This is a genomic window from Aeromonas sp. QDB25 (assembly GCF_027707725.1).
GTDB classification, from domain to species: Bacteria; Pseudomonadota; Gammaproteobacteria; order Enterobacterales; family Aeromonadaceae; genus Aeromonas; species Aeromonas caviae.
The window spans coordinates 1-18435 of the sequence record NZ_JAPCIZ010000025.1 but is presented as its reverse complement, the minus strand read 5'-3'; the positions used below and the strand labels follow the sequence as shown (position 1 = coordinate 18435).

The window sequence follows — 18435 nt, the reverse complement described above, 5'->3', positions numbered from 1 at the left end:
TCGTTTGTCCCCTTGCCCGTGGAACCGTGATGGATCTCATTGCCCTCTCCCGCCTCGGCGGTCGCCACCTGGTGACCCTGCATCTGCTGCTCGACACCCGCAGTGTCACCCGCAGCGCCGAGCGCCTCTGCACCACCCCCTCCACCGTCAGCAAGACCCTCAACCAGTTGCGCGAACTGCTGGGGGATCAACTGCTCTACCGCCAGGGCAACCAGTTGCTGCTGACCCCGTTTGCCGAGCGCCTCGGCCCGACGCTGCGCCGCCTGCTGGGGGAGCTCAACGGCCTCACCAGCCAGGAAGGATTTGCCCCTGCCAACTGGCAGGGGGAGCTGAACCTGGCGATGCGGGAGAGCAGCATGATCTGGCCCATGGGAGCCGTACTGGGTCAGTTGATGCAGGAGGTGCCGGGGCTGATGCCCGTCGTGCGTAACAAGGACGAGCAGGGACTGGCTGCTCTGGCGGCGGGCAAGCTCGACTTCGTGATCCTGCCCCACGATCAGAGCCAGCCCGGGGTCAATCAGCCCGGCCTCGTCTGGGAAACCTTGCGGGAGGACGAGCTGGTCTGCCTGATGCGCGCGGATCATCCGGCGTTGACGCGCCCCTGGGATCTCGATGCCTACCTGAGCTGGCGCCATATCGCCATTCGCGATCAGGAGCTGGCCGACCCCTTCTTCGAGCAGAGTCTGGCCCAGCGCCAGGTACGGCGCAGACTGGGGGTCACCCTGCCGGATTTTGGCAGCGCCGCCGCCCTGCTGCGCCAGAGCGATCTCATTCTCACGGCCGTGAAGGGCTGGGCTACCCGGGCTTGTACCCAGGGGCTGGTGAGCCGCCCTGTCCCCTTCGATTACGGCGCCGTGACCCACAGCCTGGTGTGGTATGGCCCCCTGGGGGAAGATCCCGCCCTGCGCTGGTTCCGTCAGCGCATCCTGCAACTGGCCCGGGAGCTGGACGCCCCAAAATGATGCCTGGTGGCAGGAATCAGGGTTTCTTGGTGTAGATGGGACCAGGGAAAGAGGTGACGTTGTTGCCCAGTTCGGTGATGCGGGCGGCCCCCTGCTTGCGCACCTGATCGACCCGCAGCACGTGGTGCATGGGAATAAGGGTGCGGGTGACGTCGGCAAATTCGCTCTTCAGCTTCTCGTGGCTGGGGTCGACGATGAGCGCCGTGTGGGTGTCCCACACGAAGTGGGCGATCTCGATGAAGCCGAACAGCTGGCCCTGATTCACCTCTCTTACATAGACTTCGTAACGCTCGCTGTGACAAATGAACTGCACTCGATAAAGGGCGTTGGATTCACTCATGGGTATCTGTTGGTGATGGACGGTTTGCCCATTCTAGCCGTCCCCTCGGACAGCCCCTATAGACAGAGTTCACAGTTGCGTCATATCGAGTCACAGCCTCCCGACGTGCCGCAGAGATCAGATCGCAGGCAGCATCACGGCCCCAAACCCCTTGGCCTTCAATGCGTTGGCAAGCACTGTCAGATCAGCCGACCCGGCTTCTGGCCATGACAGCGCCTCCCCTCGCACCCCGTGGTGGCGAAAGCCGTTGAGGCGGATGGGTACGGGTCCCAGCGACAGCAAGAAGGTCGTCAACGCCTCCTCCAGCGCGCCGGTGGCATCGAGAAAATCGCTCCGCCCCGGCACCAGCAACAGCCGCACCTCCGCCAGCTTGCCCGCCTGCGCCAGCAGTTGCAGCGACGCCAGCACCCGCTCGCGGCCCCGCCCGGTCAGGGCCAGATGCACAGGCTCGCGCCACCCCTTGAGGTCTATCATGGCGCCGTCCAGCACCGGCAGCAGCCGCTGCCAACCCGTTTTCCCCAGGGATCCGTTGCTGTCGAGCAGGCAGGTGAGACGGGCCAGATCCGGCGCAGCCTTGATGGCCGTGAACAGGGCGATCACGAAGGGCAACTGGGTGGTCGCCTCTCCGCCGGAGACGGTGATGCCGGTGAGCAGCGGGCCATAACGGCGCAGCAGGGCCAGCACCTCTGCCACCGACATCTGGCGCGTCTTGGGGTTGGCACTGCGCGGGCAGGCCTCCAGACAGGCGTCGCAATCGGTGCAGAGCGCCTCCTGCCAATGAACCTTGCCCTCGCTCATGGTGAGGGCGCCACTCGGGCAGACCGCAAGGCAGTCGCCGCAATCGTCGCACAGCCCGATAGTGTGGGGATTGTGACAACCGGGGCAGCGGAAGTTGCACCCTTGCAGAAACAAGACCAGCCGGTTGCCCGGCCCGTCTACGCAGGAAAAAGGCAGCACCCTGCTCACCAGGGCGCTGCGCGTCAGCAGAGCTTCATCCATCGGACTCGGCTCAGTACTGGCTGATGGTCGACTCATTGGCCACCACTCGCGGTGCCCGCTGGCGAATAGCGGTCACGTCACTCGCCTCGGCACCAAGACAGGTGGTCTGCAACCGCGAGCCCTCCTCTGCGAAGCGGGCCACATCGCGCTTGCGGATCATGTAGCCGGTCACCCGCACCAGATCGCTGTCGGCCACGTTGGCGGTGAACTCGCGCATGCCGATGGCGAGCGCCCCCTTGCAGAGCTGCAGCAGCGCCTGCGGATTCTGGCGGATGGTGGGCTCCAGAGTCAGGATCTCGCTGATCCCCGAGTGGTAGTAGCCGTGGTGCGGCGCCAGCGCCAGCACATGGCTGGCGGGATCCGGCTCCTCGCCATAGGGGATCCGAACCCCCGGAGTCACGCCCCTGTCCACGCTGAGTCCCCCCTGGGAGTGGAGCAGGGCGCGGCCGCCCCAGGCATGGGTCTGGCCCCTCCTGGCCACCCATTCGGAGAGGCGAGCCGAGATGCGATAGCCAAGCTGGTTGGCCTCATCGTCATGGCCATAGCGCCACGGCAAGCCTCCCTTCTCCATCAGCAGGTTCACCGCCTCCGCCATGCCAAAGATGCCGAACATGGGGACGAAACGCGCCTCCTCGATCAGCCCCTCCTCCACCAGGAAGCTGTCGAAGAAACCCGACTCCCGGTGCAGGAAAGCGGCGCGCGCCTCGATGAGCCGCGAGGCCTGCTCGCAGTAGTGAGGCAGTGTGCGCGCCATGAAATCCTCAACCCCTGCGCTCTGCCCGGCCACGCCCTTGAGGGAGAGGCGCACCAGGGTATTGGCACCGCCCCCCAGGGGCAGAGCGTTGTAGCAACTGACGATGCCAAAGCCGCGTTCGTCGAAGGTGTCCCTGTGAAGCGGATAGTTGACAATGTGGGGCTTGCTGCAGGCCGAGATGTTCTCGACTCCTTGCAGCAACAGGCTGTCCGGGGTCTGCACCGGGTCGTGGAACAGGCTGAGATTCGGCGCCACCTGCTGGAGTTCCCTGTCGATGTGCAGGATCAGCCGGCAGATCCGGTTGTCATCGGGGCCGATGTTGACGTGCATGAAGGCATCCGGCAGCACTCGATCCAGGTAGATCCAGAAGGCCTTCAGCTTGCGATGGAGCGTTTCATCATCCAGCTCACCGACGAAGGGCAGCAGCAGGTGATCGAGGCGCCCCAGCCAGACCGGCATGCCGGTGACGGAGGGCACGTGATGGTAGAGGATGCGCAGGGCATCGAGGGCCTCGTCGAAGTCCAGGGGTGGCGCCAGCTCCAGCCAGGCCGAGCCCTGTCGCAGAAACCGCGCGTAATCCGGCAGCACGTAGCGCGGTTTGTGGGGAGCGTGTCCCTCGAACATGTCGCACAGCATCCCTTGTGCCATGGCATCCTGCACGGCGGCAGGCAACTCGGGGTAAGGCAACGCGTTTTCGGCGGCGAGCGCCAGGGCCCGATTCTTCTGGGCCGGTGAGAGCAGAGGGTCGCGCACGATGCGCTGGCAGGTTTCGGTGAAGGACATGGTTCACTCCGTGGCGGGTGGAACCAAAATCCTCACACTTGAGAGGCCTTTTTTGAAGTGACATTCCCAACAGGACGGATATCCCATCAAGACATCCGCCATGCCGGATCACGGCACGCTCTTCACCAGGGCCAGAACAGGGCCACGCCCCCCAGCCAGCGCAGCAGGAAGAAGCCCCCCATGCCGACGACGACCACCACCAGGGTAGGCAGGCGCAGCAGGGTCAGCACCGTCACCAGCAGGGTGGCGGCCAGGTAGTCCGGACCCAGTCCAGCCCGTGGCCGGGCTCATAGCTGAAGACGATGGGCAGCCAGATGGCGGTCAGCACCGACTGGGCCGAGAAGCTGAGGAAAGCCCCCATCTCGGCCCCCGGCTGATAGCGGGTCAACCGCGAGAAGAAGGCAAAACGGTTGAAGAAAGTGATCAGGGCCAGCAGCCCTATCATCAGCCAGCCCATAATCACCTCCTCATCCGGTGCAGCACATAGCCCACCACCATGCCGGCCAGGGCCGAGACGATGATGTGGATCTCCGCCAGCAGCGGCTTGGTGACGAGCGCCGTCCCGCCGCTCACCAGGGTGGCCGCCACCATGGGCAGGTTCTTCATGGCGGGGAGCGTCATGGCGATAAAGGTGGCGGCGATGGCAAAGTCGAGCCCCATCTTGTCCAGCCCCTCGATGTACTGGCCGGCGGCGATGCCGAGCAGGGTCGCCAGGTTCCAGAACAGATAGAAGACAAAGCCCGCGGTGAGCGCATAGGCGGGATTGAAGGCGCCGCTGCGCTCCCTCTCTTTCAGCGCCACCGCAAACATCTCGTCGGTCAGGAAGAAGGCGAGGCTGGCCCGCCAGCGCAGGGAGAGCGGCAGCACGTCTCGGCGGAAGGTGAAGCCATAGAGCAGATGCTGGGAGGTGATCACCATGGTGGAGCCCATGATGGGCAGCAGCGGCGTCCCCGCCCCGAACAGAGTGGTGGCCGAGAGCTGGGCCGCCCCCGCATAGACCAGCAGCGACATCAGCTGTGCCTGGAGCGGGCTCATACCCGCCTGAAGCGCCAGGGCGCCGCACAGTATCCCCCAGGGGATGACGGAAATGGAGAGCGGGAGCATATCCAGAGTGGCGCGCCACCAGAGTGCCCCCGTGCGCTCGGGCGCAGGGAGGCGGGTTTCCGACATCATGGGATCATCCTTGTCACAGCCAATGCGAACCGGGAAAACTAGCACGGCGCAGGAGGCAGTGTCACGCCATGGTCTGCAACAAATGCAACGCCCGCATGAGAGCGGGCGTTGGCAGGCGGGATCAGGGCTCGATGATGATGGGAGTGCCGGGCTCGATGGCGTTCCAGATCTCGTCCATCTCATGGTTCAGCACCGCAATGCAGCCATTGGTCCAGTTGGACGGCTGCACCCTGCGATCCCCCAGGCTGTTGCGCTGGCCGTGGATCATGATCATGCCGCCCGGGTTCACACCCAGCTCGTTGGCGCGCTTGATGTCGTCCAGATTCGGGTAGTTGATGTGAATGGCCTTGTAGAAACCGGAGTTGCTCTTCTTGTAGTCCAGGGTATAGCGACCTTCCGGGGTACGCTGATCCCCCTCACGCTGCTTGTGTCCCTTGGGAGCCGGGCCCAGGGCAATCCAGTAGCGCTTCACTTCCTTGCCATCCTTCATCAGGGTCAGGCTGTAACTCGACTTCTTCACCACCACCATATCGGCGGACAGAGTGGCAAAACTCAACGCGGGCCACAGCCCCAGCAAACACAGCAATACGGCTCTCACTATCCATCCCTCTGCGAGCCTTCTGGGCTCTCTTGTTAGCAAATCATCTGAATGCCGCCACCCTCTGGTGGCGAGCGAGCGCCATGATATGGGATCGCCGTGAATACTCAATATATCGGGAGAAACATATCTGTGGCCAGCAGGGGGAAATGGCCGTCAACCCGCCATGCAGACACCCTGCCAAGGGCAGGGCGTCGCCTATTGCCCGCAACCGGGCGCCTCAGCGCAGGTCGTCAAGGCCTAGAAGATGGCGCAGGAAGAAAAACCAGCGGGCAGCGCCGTCAAGGACACTTGAGCCTGTCCACCAGCCAATCCAAGGCTGGCGCCATGGGGTCAGGTCATCTCAACCCACAAAAAAGAGCCCCTGATGGGGCTCTTTTCATGATGCGACACAGGGCTCAGGCCAGGGTCACTGGTTCAGCGGTCTCAAGGCGCCGGATCCAGGCCTCGAACTCTGCCAGCATGCGCGCCTCGGACTCGCTGTTGTCGGCGATGAGCTCGGCCCCGTGTACCACCCGGATATGGGCGTCGAGGGGCGTTCCCTCCCCTGCCGGTGGGCGCTGCCGCGCGGCCGCCATGCATGCTTGCGCCTGTTGCCACGCCTCGGCGGCACTCCGGTTGCACGCCTCTGCCAGCGGCACCGCACTGAAACCCTCGCCGGTGAGGCTCTGCAGTGTCTCGTCGTGGGTCATGCCGTTGCCCGGTCCCCAGTAGTGGGCGGCCAGATCCGGCCCGATGCGCGGGTTGTCGGTGAGATAGCCGTCGCGCCTCAGAAAATAGGCGCGGGTCTGCTCCACCGCCATCAGCGCCAGCAGATAGCCGTGATAGGCGCAGGCCGACTCCTGGTTCAGAAGGTGTGGGATGGCCAGCAGCGGGCGTGGGCTCTCCACCCCCAGGATCTTGCGCTCCCACTTGCGGGCCAGTGCCAGCACGGCGGCCGGGGTGCGTTCGGCCTCGTCCATGGCGTAGAGATCCCGCTCGAAGTAGGCCACCAGCGCAATCTGGCGCTCGTTGAAGGCGCGAAATGGCTGGCGCGCTTCAATCATGGCCTGGATAAGCGCATCGGGGATGGGTTCTCCCGCCGCGTTTCTGGCGTAGCGCTTGAGCCAGTCCGCGTCGTCCAGCAGGCTGTCGCAGAACATGGACTGGGTCTCGGCATAGGCCATGGAGGTGGGCGGAAACTCCTGGGAGAAACAGGGGGCGTTGCCGGTGACGTTGGCAAAGTGCGCCGCGTGGCCTCCCTCGTGGAACAGGGTGTTGAGCCCGCTCCAGCCGCTGCCCACCTGGGCCGGATTGGCCAGGCTGGTGAAATTGACCACCGCCGGCACCCACTCCCCATCCTGCCAGAAGCTCGGCACCGGGCCGTGACAGAAGCCGTTCTCGTATTTTCCCTCCCGGGTCAGCAGATCCAGGGTGAGGGTGGCACCGCGGTACTGGATGCCGAGCCGGCGGAAGCTCTCGACCCAATCCTTCAGCGCCCGGGAGAAGGGCACGTAAGGGTCGAGCTGGCGGGTCACGTCACCACTCACGCTGTAGCGCAGGTTGTGGGGCAGCAGGGCTGCTTCCCCCTTGGCCGCTTTCAGCTCCGCCAGACTCTGGTGCAAGCGGGCATCGGTGCGGGCGATGAAGTCGTCAAGAATGGCAAACAGCTGCTCCGGGCTCATCTGCTCGTTCTTGTGCACCTTGTAATCGAAGTAGTCGCGATAGCCCATGGCACGGGCGAAGCGGTTGCGCAGCGCGACGATGGCCAGATAGCCGTTGTCGACCACCCACTGCTCCAGGGTCTGGAACATGGCGAGCGCGCTCTGGCGCACCGCCTCGTCGCAGCTGGCGGCCAGCGCCGTGCTGGCGGCGGGCAGACTGCCGGGCACCTGGCGGCCCTGCTCGTCCAGCAAGGTGAGCTTCAACCCCTTGCGACGGGTGAAGAGATCCGCCTCGGCGGCCACCAGCTCGTCCATCAGGGCGGAGGCACCGGGATCTTCGATGACGTTGCACTCGAAGAAGGCGATCCAGCCCCCCAGGCCGCGCCTGAGATCCGCCTCTTCGGCCTGGGCATGCATCTCCCGCAGCACGGGCAGGCGGTCAGGATCGGCACAGAACGCCTTGTAGGCCTGTTCGGCCGCGGTGAAGCCTGCCTGATCGTCGCTGGTGCCCATGTAGGTGGACCAGAACAGGTCCTCCTTGCGTCTGTGCACCTGCAGGTAATCGGCATTGAGCTGGTTGAGATAATTCCTGGCAATGGAACTCATAACTTCCCTCTTGTTATGGGGCAACCACGGGGGCGCCCACTCCTTTTTGGTGAAATGCCAACCCATTCACACTTCTTGCAAATGGAGCAGACAAATTGTGCGCCGGGATGCGCGCCATCACGCTATCAAAAGCGAGGGTTTCTGTCTGCTGGCTATACTGGTTGTCAAACTGCTCAATTGGCTGTTTTTCATCGCAACCCATTGAAAGTTAATGGCATGTTAAAAAAAACAATAATCAGGTCCGGCCGCTAGAACGGCCACAATCAGACCCGCATGGGAAAGTAAGGATAAGACTATGTTCAAGCTCGGTGATATTGCCGTGAGTCGCAAACTGATGCTGCTGCTCTCACTGGCCCTGGTCGGCTTCATCGCACTGCTGCTCATCTCGGCCAGTGCCCTGCACCGCAATTTGATGAGTGAACGGGAAGCCAGGCTGCAGGCGGTGCTGGACCTGGCCATGAGCCGGATCCAGGCCCTGGCCGCCACCCTCCCCCCGGAGCAGGCCAAGGCACAGGCCAAGGCCATGCTCGACAGCATGCGCTTTGACGGGGACAACTACCTGTTCGTGCTGGATGAAGATCGTCGGGTGGTGGTGCATCCCGCCAAACCCGAGCTGGTCGGCCAGCAGATGGGCAACAACCCTGCCGAGTCCCACTGGCAGCACATGGTGGATCTCGGCAAGGGCGGCCACCAGGGCAGGCTGGAGTATCAGTGGGTCTCCCCGTCCGGCGAGGCGTCCCAGAAGATGTCGCTGGTGACGGGCTACCAGCCCTGGGGCTGGATCCTGGGCTCCGGTGTGTTGTTGCAGGACATTGAGGCCACCATGTGGTCCCAATATGAGTGGATGGGTGGCGCCACCTTGCTGGTGATCCTGTTGATGGGGCTGCTGGGACTCGCCATCAGCCGCTCCATCGTCAATCCCCTGGCCGAGATCAACAAGGCCATGGCCCGGGTCGCGGCTGGCGATCTGGTGGTCAGCATCCCGGTGCTGGGCAGGGATGAGCTCGGCGCCGTCGCCAGCTCCACCAACCAGGGGCTGGATGCCATCCGCCGCGCCCTGCTGGAGGCGAGCCAGGGGGCCCGCAACGTGGCGGATGCCGCCCTGCGCATCGCCGCCTCCGCCGAACAGACCAACCAGGCGGTCAACAGTCAGCGGGATCAGCTCGCCCAGCTCGCCACCGCCATGAACGAGATGAGCGCCACCATCGCCGACGTGGCGGGTCACGCAGAGAATACGGCCCGCGACACCCAGGATGCCACCAGCGAGGCCGGGCTCGGCAACCAGGATGTCCATGCCAGCGTGCACGGCATCCAGGCGCTGGCCACCGAGGTGGATCAGGCCACCTCGCAGGTCAACCAGCTCAAGGAGGGTGTGATGCAGATAAGCGAGGTGACGGCGGTCATCAGCGCCATCTCGGAGCAGACCAACCTGCTGGCCCTCAACGCCGCCATCGAGGCGGCCCGGGCCGGCGAGCAGGGCCGTGGCTTTGCCGTGGTGGCCGACGAGGTGCGCCAGCTGGCCAGTCGCACCCGCCACTCCACCGAGGAGATCCAGAGTACCATCACCCAGTTGCAGCAACGGGCTGTCACCGCCGCCAACGCCATGGACGCCAGCCGCAAGCTGGCGGAGAGCAGCGTCAACCAGTCCGAGAAGGCGGGGCAGGATCTCTCCCTCATCGTCAATCACATCCAGCACGTGAGTGACATGGCGACCCAGATCGCCACGGCGGCGGAGCAGCAGAGCATGGTGGCGGAAGACATGAACCGCAACGTCAGCGGCATCAACGACTCGGCGCTAGAGATGTCCCAGGCGGCCTCCCAGTTGGCCCAGGAGAGCGAACTGCTGGCCGGTCTCTCCCGAAGCCTCGACGAGCGACTGGCGGTGTTCAAGCTCGACAACGCCCAAGCCCAGGACAGGATGATGCGACCGACCCAGGTGTCCTCTTCCCGAGCAGGCATGCAACCCCGCCACTGAGTGGCCCCATGAGCCCCTGCCAGGCTTGCAGGGACTCCCTTCCTGTCATGGCCACGGGAGCCTCTCTCGGACCACCCTCTCGCACTGAACCAGCGCGCAGATCCCGATGGAGTGATCTGCCGCTGATGCGCTGCTCCGATGAGATGGCACTGTCAATTTTTACACTTAATTTTTTAACAAAATATAGTCATGATGAGTGGTCGCCACAGGCGGCACCATGATCCTTTCTGTAGTCATTTGGCAAACTGGTTGAAAGGCCAGGACGCAAAGCCTCCGGTCTAAAGACAAGCTGTCCAGGATAGCGGGGTTGCAGCACCGTGTTTCGGGGAACTCCCCTGCCAACGTGACTGCCCACATCACCGAACAGAGGAATGTATGGCAGCAAATATCCGACTCACCCATCTCGCGGCAGCGCTGGCGCTGCTGGCCAGTGGCGGCGTACTCGCTCACGGCTACATCAGCCAGCCCGAAGGGCGCAACTACCTGTGCAAGACAGGGGGCAACAGCCAGTGTGGCGCCATCCAGTGGGAACCCCAGAGCCTGGAAGCCCCCTCCGGCTTCCCCGATGGCGGCCACGCCGACGGCCAGATAGCCTCGGCCGGTCACCCCCAATTCGGCGAGCTCAACACCCAGACCCTCGATCGCTGGACCAAGCGTGAGGTGCAGGCCGGTCCCTTCGCCATCAGCTGGACCTTCACTGCCAACCACGTGACCCGCAACTGGCGCTACTACCTCACCAAGCAGGACTGGAACCCGAACCAGCCCCTCACCCGGGATGCGTTCGATCTCAATCCCTTCTGCGTCATCGATGGCAACATGGTGCAACCCCCCAAACAGGTGACCCATCAGTGCACCCTGCCCCCGCGTACCGGTTATCAGGTCATTCTCGGGGTGTGGGAGGTAGGGGATACCGCCAACAGCTTCTACAACCTGATCGACGCCCGGTTCAAGGATGGCACCCAGCCCCCGCTGACCTGGAGCCAGGGAGGGACCATCTATCCCTCCATCGACCTGGTGGCGGGTGACAAAGCCAGAACCCGGGTGTTCGATGCCAATGGCGAGCGCACCGATCTCCAGACCGAGCTGACCATCGCCAGCACCGAGCAGGGCCAGAAGAACAACTGGGCCCACGCCCTGGCGAGCAAGATCAACGCCGATCAGAGCCAGATCCGTGCTGGCCAGCAAGGTACGGACGGCCAGTTCAACCCCGTCTATGGCCAGAACCCGGTCTACCTCAAGGCTGGCAGCAACCTGCAACGGGTCGAGATCCAGCTTGAGCAACAGCAGCCCCCGGTGGAGAACGGGATCAGCGTGAGCGGTCTGGCGAGCGACTACCCCCTCGACAACGGCAAGCTCACCCTGACTTTCACCGTCACGGCCCAGGGGGATCTCGCCATCACCAACACCCTCTATGACCACGGCGGTGTCGCCAGGGGACAGAGCAGTGCCGACATCAAGGACGGCAGCCAGAGTTTCTCCATGGCGCTGACCGGCTTGAGTGCAGGCCACCATCAGCTGGTGATCGAGGGCAAACCCAAGGCCGGTGGTGACGCGGTGCAGCAGACCCTGGACCTCATGTTCAAGGATCCGGCAAGCGGGGGCGATTACCAGTTCACCTTCCCGGACGGCCTCAAGTCCTACACCGCCGGAACCCGGGTGCTGCAGCCGAAGAACGGCAAGGTCTATCAGTGCAAACCCTTCCCCTACAGCGGCTGGTGCAGCCAGTGGGCGAGCACGGCCACCCAGTATGAACCGGGCGTAGGCTCCCACTGGCAGGAGGCCTGGACAGCGCAGTGATGGGACGTCTCCGACCTGGCGAGAACCCGCTCGGCGTTTCCCGTGCCAGATCAGGTCAACATCAAACAAACGGGGAGCCCATGGCTCCCCGTTTTTCATCCACCCCTCGGTTCAAATCTGGTAATCGAGCAGGGGCTCGTTGCTCATGGCGCGGGCCTGGATCTCCGCCAGCGCCAGCTCGGGGTTGCAGAGCTGGATGAACTGCCAGGCAAAGTTGTGCTGGAACTGCCCCTGCTTGAGGCCAATCCAGGCGGTGTGCGGCGCAAACAACCGACTGCCGTCCAGTTGCACCAGTCCCTTGTCCCGCTGGGAATCGAACGCCATGTCCGCCAGTATGCCCACCCCCATCTCCAGCTCGACATAGGTCTTGATGACGTCGGAGTCCTGGGCGGTCAGCAGGATCTGCGGCACTATGCCCGCCTCGGCAAAGGCATCATCCACCCGTGCCCGACCGGTGAGGCCGGCCTGATAGGTGACGATGGGCCAGTGGGCCAGAGCGGCCAGGGTCAGCTCCCGCTCGGCGGTGAGGGGGTGTTGCTCCGGTACGACGATATTGTGGTGCCAGCGGTAGTAGGGAAAGGCCACCACCCCTTCGCTCTTGTCGAGCTGCTCGCTGCTGATGCCGATGTCCACCTCGCCGGTCTGCACCAGCCGCACTATCTCCTCCGGGCTCCCCTGACGCAGCTCCAGCTGTACCAGGGGAAATTGCTCCCGAAACGCCTTCACTACCCTCGGCAGGGCATAACGGGCCTGGGTATGAGTGGTCGCGATGAGCAGCCGGCCCGAGTCGCGATTGGCAAAGGTGCTCGCCAGTTTGCGGATGTTGTCGGCATCCCCCAGGATACGCTCGGCGATCACCAGCAACTCCTTGCCCGGCTCGGTCATACCGAGCAGACGCTTGCCATAGCGAATGAAAAGGGCGAGCCCCAGCTCCTCCTCCAACTCGCGAATGTGGCGGCTGACCCCGGACTGGGAAGTAAAGAGGGCATTGGCCACGTCGGTCAGGTTGTAATCCCGCCGTGCCGCCTCCCGAATGATTCGCAATTGCTGAAAGTTCACCTCATCGCCTCCTGCGCTGAGTGGCGGTGGCTCGTGCCACCGTCCTATTGTTATGGATTGCCGGGATCATGGCCCGGCAGCAAGCCTGACAGAGGGCCGCACCTCGCGGCTTGCCCTCAGATCTGGTAGTCGGGATAGAGCTGTGCCTGCCTGGCCACCAGACGCACCCCCTGGCCGGGGGCAAAGGCCCGGGCGGCCTCCTTGCTCAGTTCGGCCTCGTAGTGGGCGCCTCCCGTCTCCCCATCGCCACGCAGTTCCACCCGGATGCGCGGCCCCATGGGCAGCAGGCGGGTAATGGTGGCGCGAATGCCACCGGGGGCATCCGAGGGCAGGATCTCCAGCTCGTGGGGGCGCACATAGGCGATGGCCGCACTCCCTTCTGCCAGATGGGAGGGGATGGGGCCACCCAGTTGCTGTTCACCGATGCCGAGCCCCTGCCCGGCCACCCTGCCACGAAACAGGTTCACGCTGCCAAGGAAGCTGTGCACGAAGGCACTGGCGGGCTGATCATACACTTCGGCAGGGGTGCCAATCTGCTCTACCTTGCCGGCGTTCATCAGCACCACCCGATCCGCCACCTCCAGGGCCTCTTCCTGATCATGGGTCACGAACAGACTGGTGACATGCAGCTCGTCGTGAAGCTCACGCAGCCAGCGGCGCAGCTCCTTGCGCACCTGGGCATCGAGGGCGCCGAAAGGCTCGTCCAGCAGCAGCACCTTGGGCTGCACCGCCAGGGCCCGGGCCAGGGCGACCCGCTGGCGCTGACCACCGGAGAGCTGGGTCGGGTAGCGTGCCGCGACGTGGCTGAGCTGCACCAGATCCAGCAGCTCCTTGACCCGGGTGCGGATGGCCGCCTCGTCCGGGCGTTCGCTGCGCGGCTTGACCCTCAGGCCAAAGGCCACGTTCTCGAATACCGTCATGTGGCGAAACAGGGCGTAGTGCTGGAACACGAAGCCAACGTTGCGCTCGCGCACATGGAGATCCGAGGCATCCTCGCCGCGGATGATGACGCTGCCACTGTCCGCCTGCTCCAGCCCGGCGATGATCCGCAGCAAGGTGGTCTTGCCGCAGCCGGAGGGGCCGAGCAGGGCGACCAGCTCACCGTCGTGAAAATCGAGGTTGATGTCGGCCAGCGCCGCGTACTGATTGAAATGCTTGTTGAGCCCTTGAACCTGAATGCTCATGAATGCCTCTCCTATAACCGTTAATTCGGGATCAATGGGACTGGGTCGGTTGGCCGCGCAGCCTGGCCAGCAGGGTCTCACCCAGCAGGGTGAAGATCCCGAACAGCGCCAGCAGGCTGGCCACCGCGAAGGCGGCACCGGTCTGGTACTCGTTGTAAAGGATCTCGATGTGCAGCGGCAGCGTGTTGGTCTGGCCGCGAATGTGGCCGGAAACCACGGAGACAGCGCCAAACTCCCCCACCGCCCGGGCGGTACAGAGCAGCAGGCCATACATCAGGCTCCAGCGAATGCCGGGCAGGGTCACCCGCCAGAACATCTGCAACCCGCTCGCCCCCAGCATGATGGCGGCCTCCTCTTCCTCCGGGCCCCGCGCCTCCATCTGGGGCAGCAGCTCGCGCACCACGAAGGGCACAGTGATGAAGGTGGTCGCCAGGATGATCCCCGGGGTAGCGAAAATGATCTTGATGTCGTGCTCGCTGAGCCACTCGCCGAACCAGCCGCGACTGCCGAACAGCAGCACGAACATCAAGCCCGCGATGACCGGCGAGACCGAGAACGGCAGATCGATGAGGGTGATAAGCAGTTGCCGGCCAGGGAAGCGGAACCGGGCGATGGCCCAGGCGGCGGCCAGCCCGAACAGCAGGTTCAGGGGCACCGAGCAGAGCGTCACCAGGGCGGTCAGCCCCAGGGCGCTCAGGGCATCCGGCTCGCTGATGGCGTGCCAGAAGAAGGCCAGACCCGGGCTCAGCGCCTGGATGAAGACGGTGGCCAGCGGCAACAGCAGCAAGGCGGCAAACCAGCCCAGACCGACGGAGACCAGCAGCCATTTGACCCAGACCGGTTCATGGGTCACCGGGGGATGACGCGCCGGGGTGGCCGGAGCGGACTCCTGGGCCTGATCGAGATGTGCAGTAGAGGCGTTCATATACGGCTTCCTCCGATGCGAGCCCAGCTCCAGGCTTGCAACTTGTTGATGAGCAACAGCAGCACAAAGGAAATGAGCAGCATGACGGACGCAATGGCCGATGCACCGGCGTAGTCATACTCCTCCAGGTGACTCATGATCATCAGGGGGGCAATCTCGGACACCATGGGGAGGTTGCCGGCAATGAAGATGACAGAGCCGTACTCCCCCACGCCGCGAGCAAACGCCAGGGCAAAACCGGTGAGCAGCGCAGGTACCAGGGTCGGCCACAGTACCCGGATGAAGGTCTGCCAGCGGTTGGCACCCAGGCTCGCGGCCGCCTCCTCTTGCTCGCTCTCCGCTTCCCGCAGCACCGGCTGCAGGGTCCGCACCACAAAGGGCAGCCCGATAAAGGTCAGGGCAATGACTACCCCTATGGGGTTGTAGGCAAGCTCGATGCCCAGCGGAGCGACCCATTGGCCAATCCAGCCGTTGGGGGCAAAGATGGCGCACAGGGCGATGCCGGAGACGGCAGTCGGCATGGCAAAGGGCAGGTCGATCAGCGCATCCACCAGTCTGCGGCCGGGGAAGGTATAGCGCACCAGTACCCAGGCCAGTATCAGACCGAACAGACTGTTGAGCAGGGCGGCAATGAAGGCGGCGCCAAAGCTCAGGCGAAAGGAGGCGAGCACCCGGGGGGAGCCGATCACCTGCCAGAACTCGGCGGCGCTCAGGTTGTTCACCGCAAACAGCACCAGTGCCGAGAGCGGCAGCAGCACCAGTATGCCCAGATAGAGCAGACTGAAGCCCAGCGTTGGCCCCAAGCCTGGCAGGACGGAATAAGAACTTAATCGCATAACACATCCGTTTGTTATAAATACTTTGGATGTGACGATTTTGCTCACGGCGGCCAGGGACAACAAACACCAATAATGCCTTTGCTAAGCACTTTTTTATCTAACAATGGTGGAACAAGGCTTTTAGAGCGATAAGCATAAAAAAAGGTCTTTTATATAAATAAAAGACCTAAAAGACGGAGCGGTAAAACCGGGAACATGCAAAGTCAGTCACGCTGGCCAAGTTGCCAGCCTGTCTGGAAATCGTGCCGAGACAATCCGAGGCGCCCTCATCGAAAACTGAGTGCAGCCTGCTTGCCCCACTCGGCAGGAGCAGGCTCCACCACCATTTCGGCACGGCGGTATAGGGTGCCGAGCAAAGCGAGCCCCTGGTGCCACTCCCCATGGCCGGACTGGGCATTGATATGGCCCACCTCCCCCGCATCGAACAAGGGCACCTGCCACTGCCGGCTCCAGAACTCTGCCCGCTCGAAACTCATCCAGGGGTCATTGCGGCTGGCGATCAACTGGGCAGAGACCTTGATGGACCCCGCCAACACCTCATCCGGGATACCGAAACGGGCAGGATCGGCAGGGGCAACAATGAAGATGGAAGAGACCTTGTCTGGTTGCAGTCTGGCGGCAGCGATGGCCGTCAGAGCGCCGAAGGAGTGGGCGACCAGGTGGACCCGGCTGCGCCGGCTCCTGAGCTTGCTCGCCAGCTTGGCGCTCCAGACCGTGAGATCCGGCTTGTCCCAGGGCAGACCCATCATTCTCTGCCACTGGGGAAATTGCTGGTGCCAGCGGCTCTGCCAGTGATCCGGCCCACTGTTGTGCAGACCGGGAACCAGAAGGATCTTGTTCATCGTGGTACTCCTATCTGTTGTCACAGGGGCCTGCGTCTCTTAACGGCCCGGTTGGTAAATCTGGTCAAACGATCCGCCCTGGGCGAAGTGCTTCTTCTGTGCCTTGTCCCAATCTCCTTCCAGATCCTTGACAGTAAAGAGCGTCAGGTTGGGGAACTGGGCCGCTGTCTCCTTCAGGATCGCCGGATTGCTCGGACGATAGTGGTATTTGGCGATGATACGCTGCCCTTCGTCGGAGTAGAGATACTCGAGGTAAGCCTTGGAGACGGCCTCGGTACCATGCTTCTTGGCTACCTTGTCCACCACGGCTACCGGCGGCTCGGCCAGGATGGAGACCGAGGGCACCACCAGTTCGAACTTGTCGCTGGTACCCGGCTGATTGAGCACCAGCAACGCTTCATTTTCCCAGGCCAGCAACACATCCCCGAGCCCGCGTTCGATGAAGCTGGTGGTGGCGCCACGTGCCCCGGAGTCCAGCACCTTCACATTCTTGAACAGATCGCTGACAAACTGTTTGGCGCCCTCTTCAGTGCCGCTTTTCTTCAGGGCATAGCCCCAGGCAGCCAGATAATTCCAGCGCGCACCGCCGGAGGTCTTGGGGTTGGGGGTGATGATGGCGACATCCTTGCGCACCAGGTCGCCCCAATCCTTGATCTGCTTGGGATTCCCCTTGCGCACCAGGAAGACGATGGTGGAGGTATAGGGAGAGGCATTGTTGGCCAAACGCCCTTCCCAGTCGCTGGCGGTGAGACCTGCCTTGGCCACCGCATCCACGTCATAGGCCAGCGCCAGGGAGACCACGTCAGCCTCCAGTCCGTCCACCACGGCACGAGCCTGTTTGCCTGAGCCACCGTGTGACTGGCTCACCACCACATCGTCGCCGGTTTTGGCCTTCCACTCCTTGGCAAAGGCACTGTTGTACTCCTGGAACAGCTCCCGCGTCGGGTCATAGGAGACATTCAGCAGCCGCACCTCGGCGGCTTGGACCTGACCGAGAGCCAGCAGGGAGAGAACGGTGAGAGCGGTCATTCGCAGTTTCATGGTGATACTCCATATCGTTGGGTTGAGTACAGCATGCCCGCTTATGCATATTCCATGAAGAAAGAAAAAGCGCTTTGCTTATCTCTTATCCGCATATGAGCTCCCGATGGTCCTCTGGCACTCTCGGCCAGAGCGTATTCGCGTGCTTGCGATGCTCATCTCCAGACACGACAAAGCCCGGCCGATTGGCAGGGTTGGGAAAAGATGGAGGAACAAAGGCAAACCAGAGCGAAGGGTAAGCCCTGGGTAAAGGGACAATGCCAGACACGCAATCACCACAGGGGGGAAGAGGCGGGTTGTCCGTGACAAGTGGCGATTCAGACCCGCCGGTTGCCTCTTGTTCCCTGAGCTCTTATCCAGACGCCAGAAAGCAAAAAGGCCTTCCCGATAGGGAAGGCCTTTTCAATTTAGTGGCGGAGCGGACGGGACTCGAACCCGCGACCCCCGGCGTGACAGGCCGGTATTCTAACCGACTGAACTACCGCTCCGCATTCGGTTAGCTTTCGCTAAATCATTTGCCGCTTATTCTGAGGTGTCATCCTCGCAGCCGGTCATGTAATTCTTCACATCACCGTTTAATTGGGTGCCTGGCAGTGTCCTACTCTCGCATGGCGAATGCCACACTACCATCGGCGCTACAGCGTTTCACTTCTGAGTTCGGCATGGGGTCAGGTGGTTCCACTGCGCTATTGCCGCCAGGCAAAATCTTAATCCAGAAAGCTGACGTGAATAACGACTTTGCTAGTTTGCGTTGTCATTACCACTGAATTTGTAAGTAGTTCGCTCATTCGCTACAAGGCCAGAAACACTTCTTGGGTGTTGTATGGTTAAGCCTCACGGGTAATTAGTATGGGTTAGCTCAACGTATCGCTACGCTTACACACCCCACCTATCAACGTTGTGGTCTCCAACGGC

General features: G+C 63.0%; 15 protein-coding genes, 1 tRNA gene, 2 rRNA genes, 1 pseudogene and 1 riboswitch. Of the genes and pseudogenes, 3 read left to right on the top strand and 16 right to left on the bottom strand.

Going from position 1 to position 18435, the window contains the following annotated elements; all coding sequences use genetic code 11:
• Nucleotides 1-29 precede the first annotated feature (29 nt).
• Entirely contained in the window at nucleotides 30-962 is a 933-nt protein-coding gene (locus PG883_RS10820; protein WP_103858055.1) for a LysR family transcriptional regulator, read from the top strand.
• A 16-nt stretch (nucleotides 963-978) separates the two neighbouring features.
• Here PG883_RS10820 and PG883_RS10815 read toward each other — a convergent pair whose 3' ends face one another.
• The 7 genes and pseudogenes from PG883_RS10815 to PG883_RS10785 form a co-directional block, all read right to left on the bottom strand.
• Nucleotides 979-1302 carry a DUF1820 family protein gene (locus PG883_RS10815; protein ID WP_039039461.1) on the bottom strand — a complete coding sequence of 108 codons (324 nt, stop codon included), beginning with the start codon at nucleotides 1300-1302 and terminating at the stop codon, nucleotides 979-981.
• Nucleotides 1303-1419: 117 nt separating this feature from the next.
• Nucleotides 1420-2301, bottom strand: a complete 882-nt coding sequence (locus PG883_RS10810; RefSeq protein ID WP_270807195.1) for a YjjW family glycine radical enzyme activase — start codon at nucleotides 2299-2301, stop codon at nucleotides 1420-1422.
• Between the two features lie 10 nt (nucleotides 2302-2311).
• On the bottom strand, nucleotides 2312-3838 hold the full coding sequence (locus PG883_RS10805) for a YjjI family glycine radical enzyme (protein WP_270807194.1): 1527 nt from the start codon (nucleotides 3836-3838) through the stop codon (nucleotides 2312-2314).
• A gap of 122 nt (nucleotides 3839-3960) precedes the next feature.
• Nucleotides 3961-4295: pseudogene (locus PG883_RS10800) on the bottom strand (AzlD domain-containing protein).
• Nucleotides 4296-4297: 2 nt separating this feature from the next.
• Nucleotides 4298-5011 (bottom strand): AzlC family ABC transporter permease, encoded by a 714-nt coding sequence (locus PG883_RS10795; protein WP_210538293.1) that lies wholly within the window; start codon nucleotides 5009-5011, stop codon nucleotides 4298-4300.
• Between the two features lie 121 nt (nucleotides 5012-5132).
• Entirely contained in the window at nucleotides 5133-5609 is a 477-nt protein-coding gene (locus tag PG883_RS10790) for a L,D-transpeptidase family protein (RefSeq protein WP_029313677.1), read from the bottom strand.
• A gap of 398 nt (nucleotides 5610-6007) precedes the next feature.
• Nucleotides 6008-7858, bottom strand: a complete 1851-nt coding sequence (locus PG883_RS10785) for a M3 family metallopeptidase (protein ID WP_210538294.1) — start codon at nucleotides 7856-7858, stop codon at nucleotides 6008-6010.
• A gap of 295 nt (nucleotides 7859-8153) precedes the next feature.
• Between PG883_RS10785 and PG883_RS10780 the strand changes: the two genes are divergently transcribed.
• Both PG883_RS10780 and gbpA read left to right on the top strand, forming a co-directional pair.
• The gene (locus PG883_RS10780) at nucleotides 8154-9833 is read left to right on the top strand and encodes a methyl-accepting chemotaxis protein (protein WP_210538295.1); all 1680 of its coding nucleotides are present in this window, start codon (nucleotides 8154-8156) and stop codon (nucleotides 9831-9833) included.
• 229 nt (nucleotides 9834-10062) lie between these two features.
• A riboswitch (cyclic di-GMP riboswitch) is annotated at nucleotides 10063-10148 on the top strand.
• A gap of 60 nt (nucleotides 10149-10208) precedes the next feature.
• Entirely contained in the window at nucleotides 10209-11630 is a 1422-nt protein-coding gene (gbpA, locus tag PG883_RS10775; RefSeq protein ID WP_270807193.1) for an N-acetylglucosamine-binding protein GbpA, read from the top strand.
• Between the two features lie 111 nt (nucleotides 11631-11741).
• On the opposite strand, the gene cbl is transcribed toward gbpA, so the two are convergent.
• The 9 genes from cbl to PG883_RS10730 all read right to left on the bottom strand — a co-directional run.
• Nucleotides 11742-12689 (bottom strand): HTH-type transcriptional regulator Cbl, encoded by a 948-nt coding sequence (gene cbl, locus PG883_RS10770; protein WP_010672828.1) that lies wholly within the window; start codon nucleotides 12687-12689, stop codon nucleotides 11742-11744.
• A 116-nt stretch (nucleotides 12690-12805) separates the two neighbouring features.
• Nucleotides 12806-13873, bottom strand: a complete 1068-nt coding sequence (locus PG883_RS10765) for a sulfate/molybdate ABC transporter ATP-binding protein (RefSeq protein WP_010672827.1) — start codon at nucleotides 13871-13873, stop codon at nucleotides 12806-12808.
• Nucleotides 13874-13904: 31 nt separating this feature from the next.
• Nucleotides 13905-14798: a sulfate ABC transporter permease subunit CysW gene (gene cysW, locus PG883_RS10760; protein WP_223930465.1), complete on the bottom strand. Its 894-nt coding sequence runs from the start codon at nucleotides 14796-14798 to the stop codon at nucleotides 13905-13907.
• Complete coding sequence (gene cysT, locus PG883_RS10755) at nucleotides 14795-15634, bottom strand: sulfate ABC transporter permease subunit CysT (RefSeq protein ID WP_039039454.1); 840 nt, start codon at nucleotides 15632-15634, stop codon at nucleotides 14795-14797. Before cysT ends, cysW begins: the two co-directional genes overlap by 4 nt.
• A 269-nt stretch (nucleotides 15635-15903) precedes the next feature.
• Nucleotides 15904-16479 (bottom strand): RBBP9/YdeN family alpha/beta hydrolase, encoded by a 576-nt coding sequence (locus tag PG883_RS10750; protein WP_039039453.1) that lies wholly within the window; start codon nucleotides 16477-16479, stop codon nucleotides 15904-15906.
• Between the two features lie 39 nt (nucleotides 16480-16518).
• On the bottom strand, nucleotides 16519-17520 hold the full coding sequence (locus PG883_RS10745; protein WP_042864432.1) for a sulfate ABC transporter substrate-binding protein: 1002 nt from the start codon (nucleotides 17518-17520) through the stop codon (nucleotides 16519-16521).
• A 411-nt stretch (nucleotides 17521-17931) separates the two neighbouring features.
• A tRNA-Asp gene (locus PG883_RS10740) sits at nucleotides 17932-18008 on the bottom strand.
• A 97-nt stretch (nucleotides 18009-18105) separates the two neighbouring features.
• A 5S ribosomal RNA gene (gene rrf / locus PG883_RS10735) occupies nucleotides 18106-18220 on the bottom strand.
• A 123-nt stretch (nucleotides 18221-18343) separates the two neighbouring features.
• Nucleotides 18344-18435, bottom strand: a 23S ribosomal RNA gene (locus tag PG883_RS10730); the annotation flags it as partial.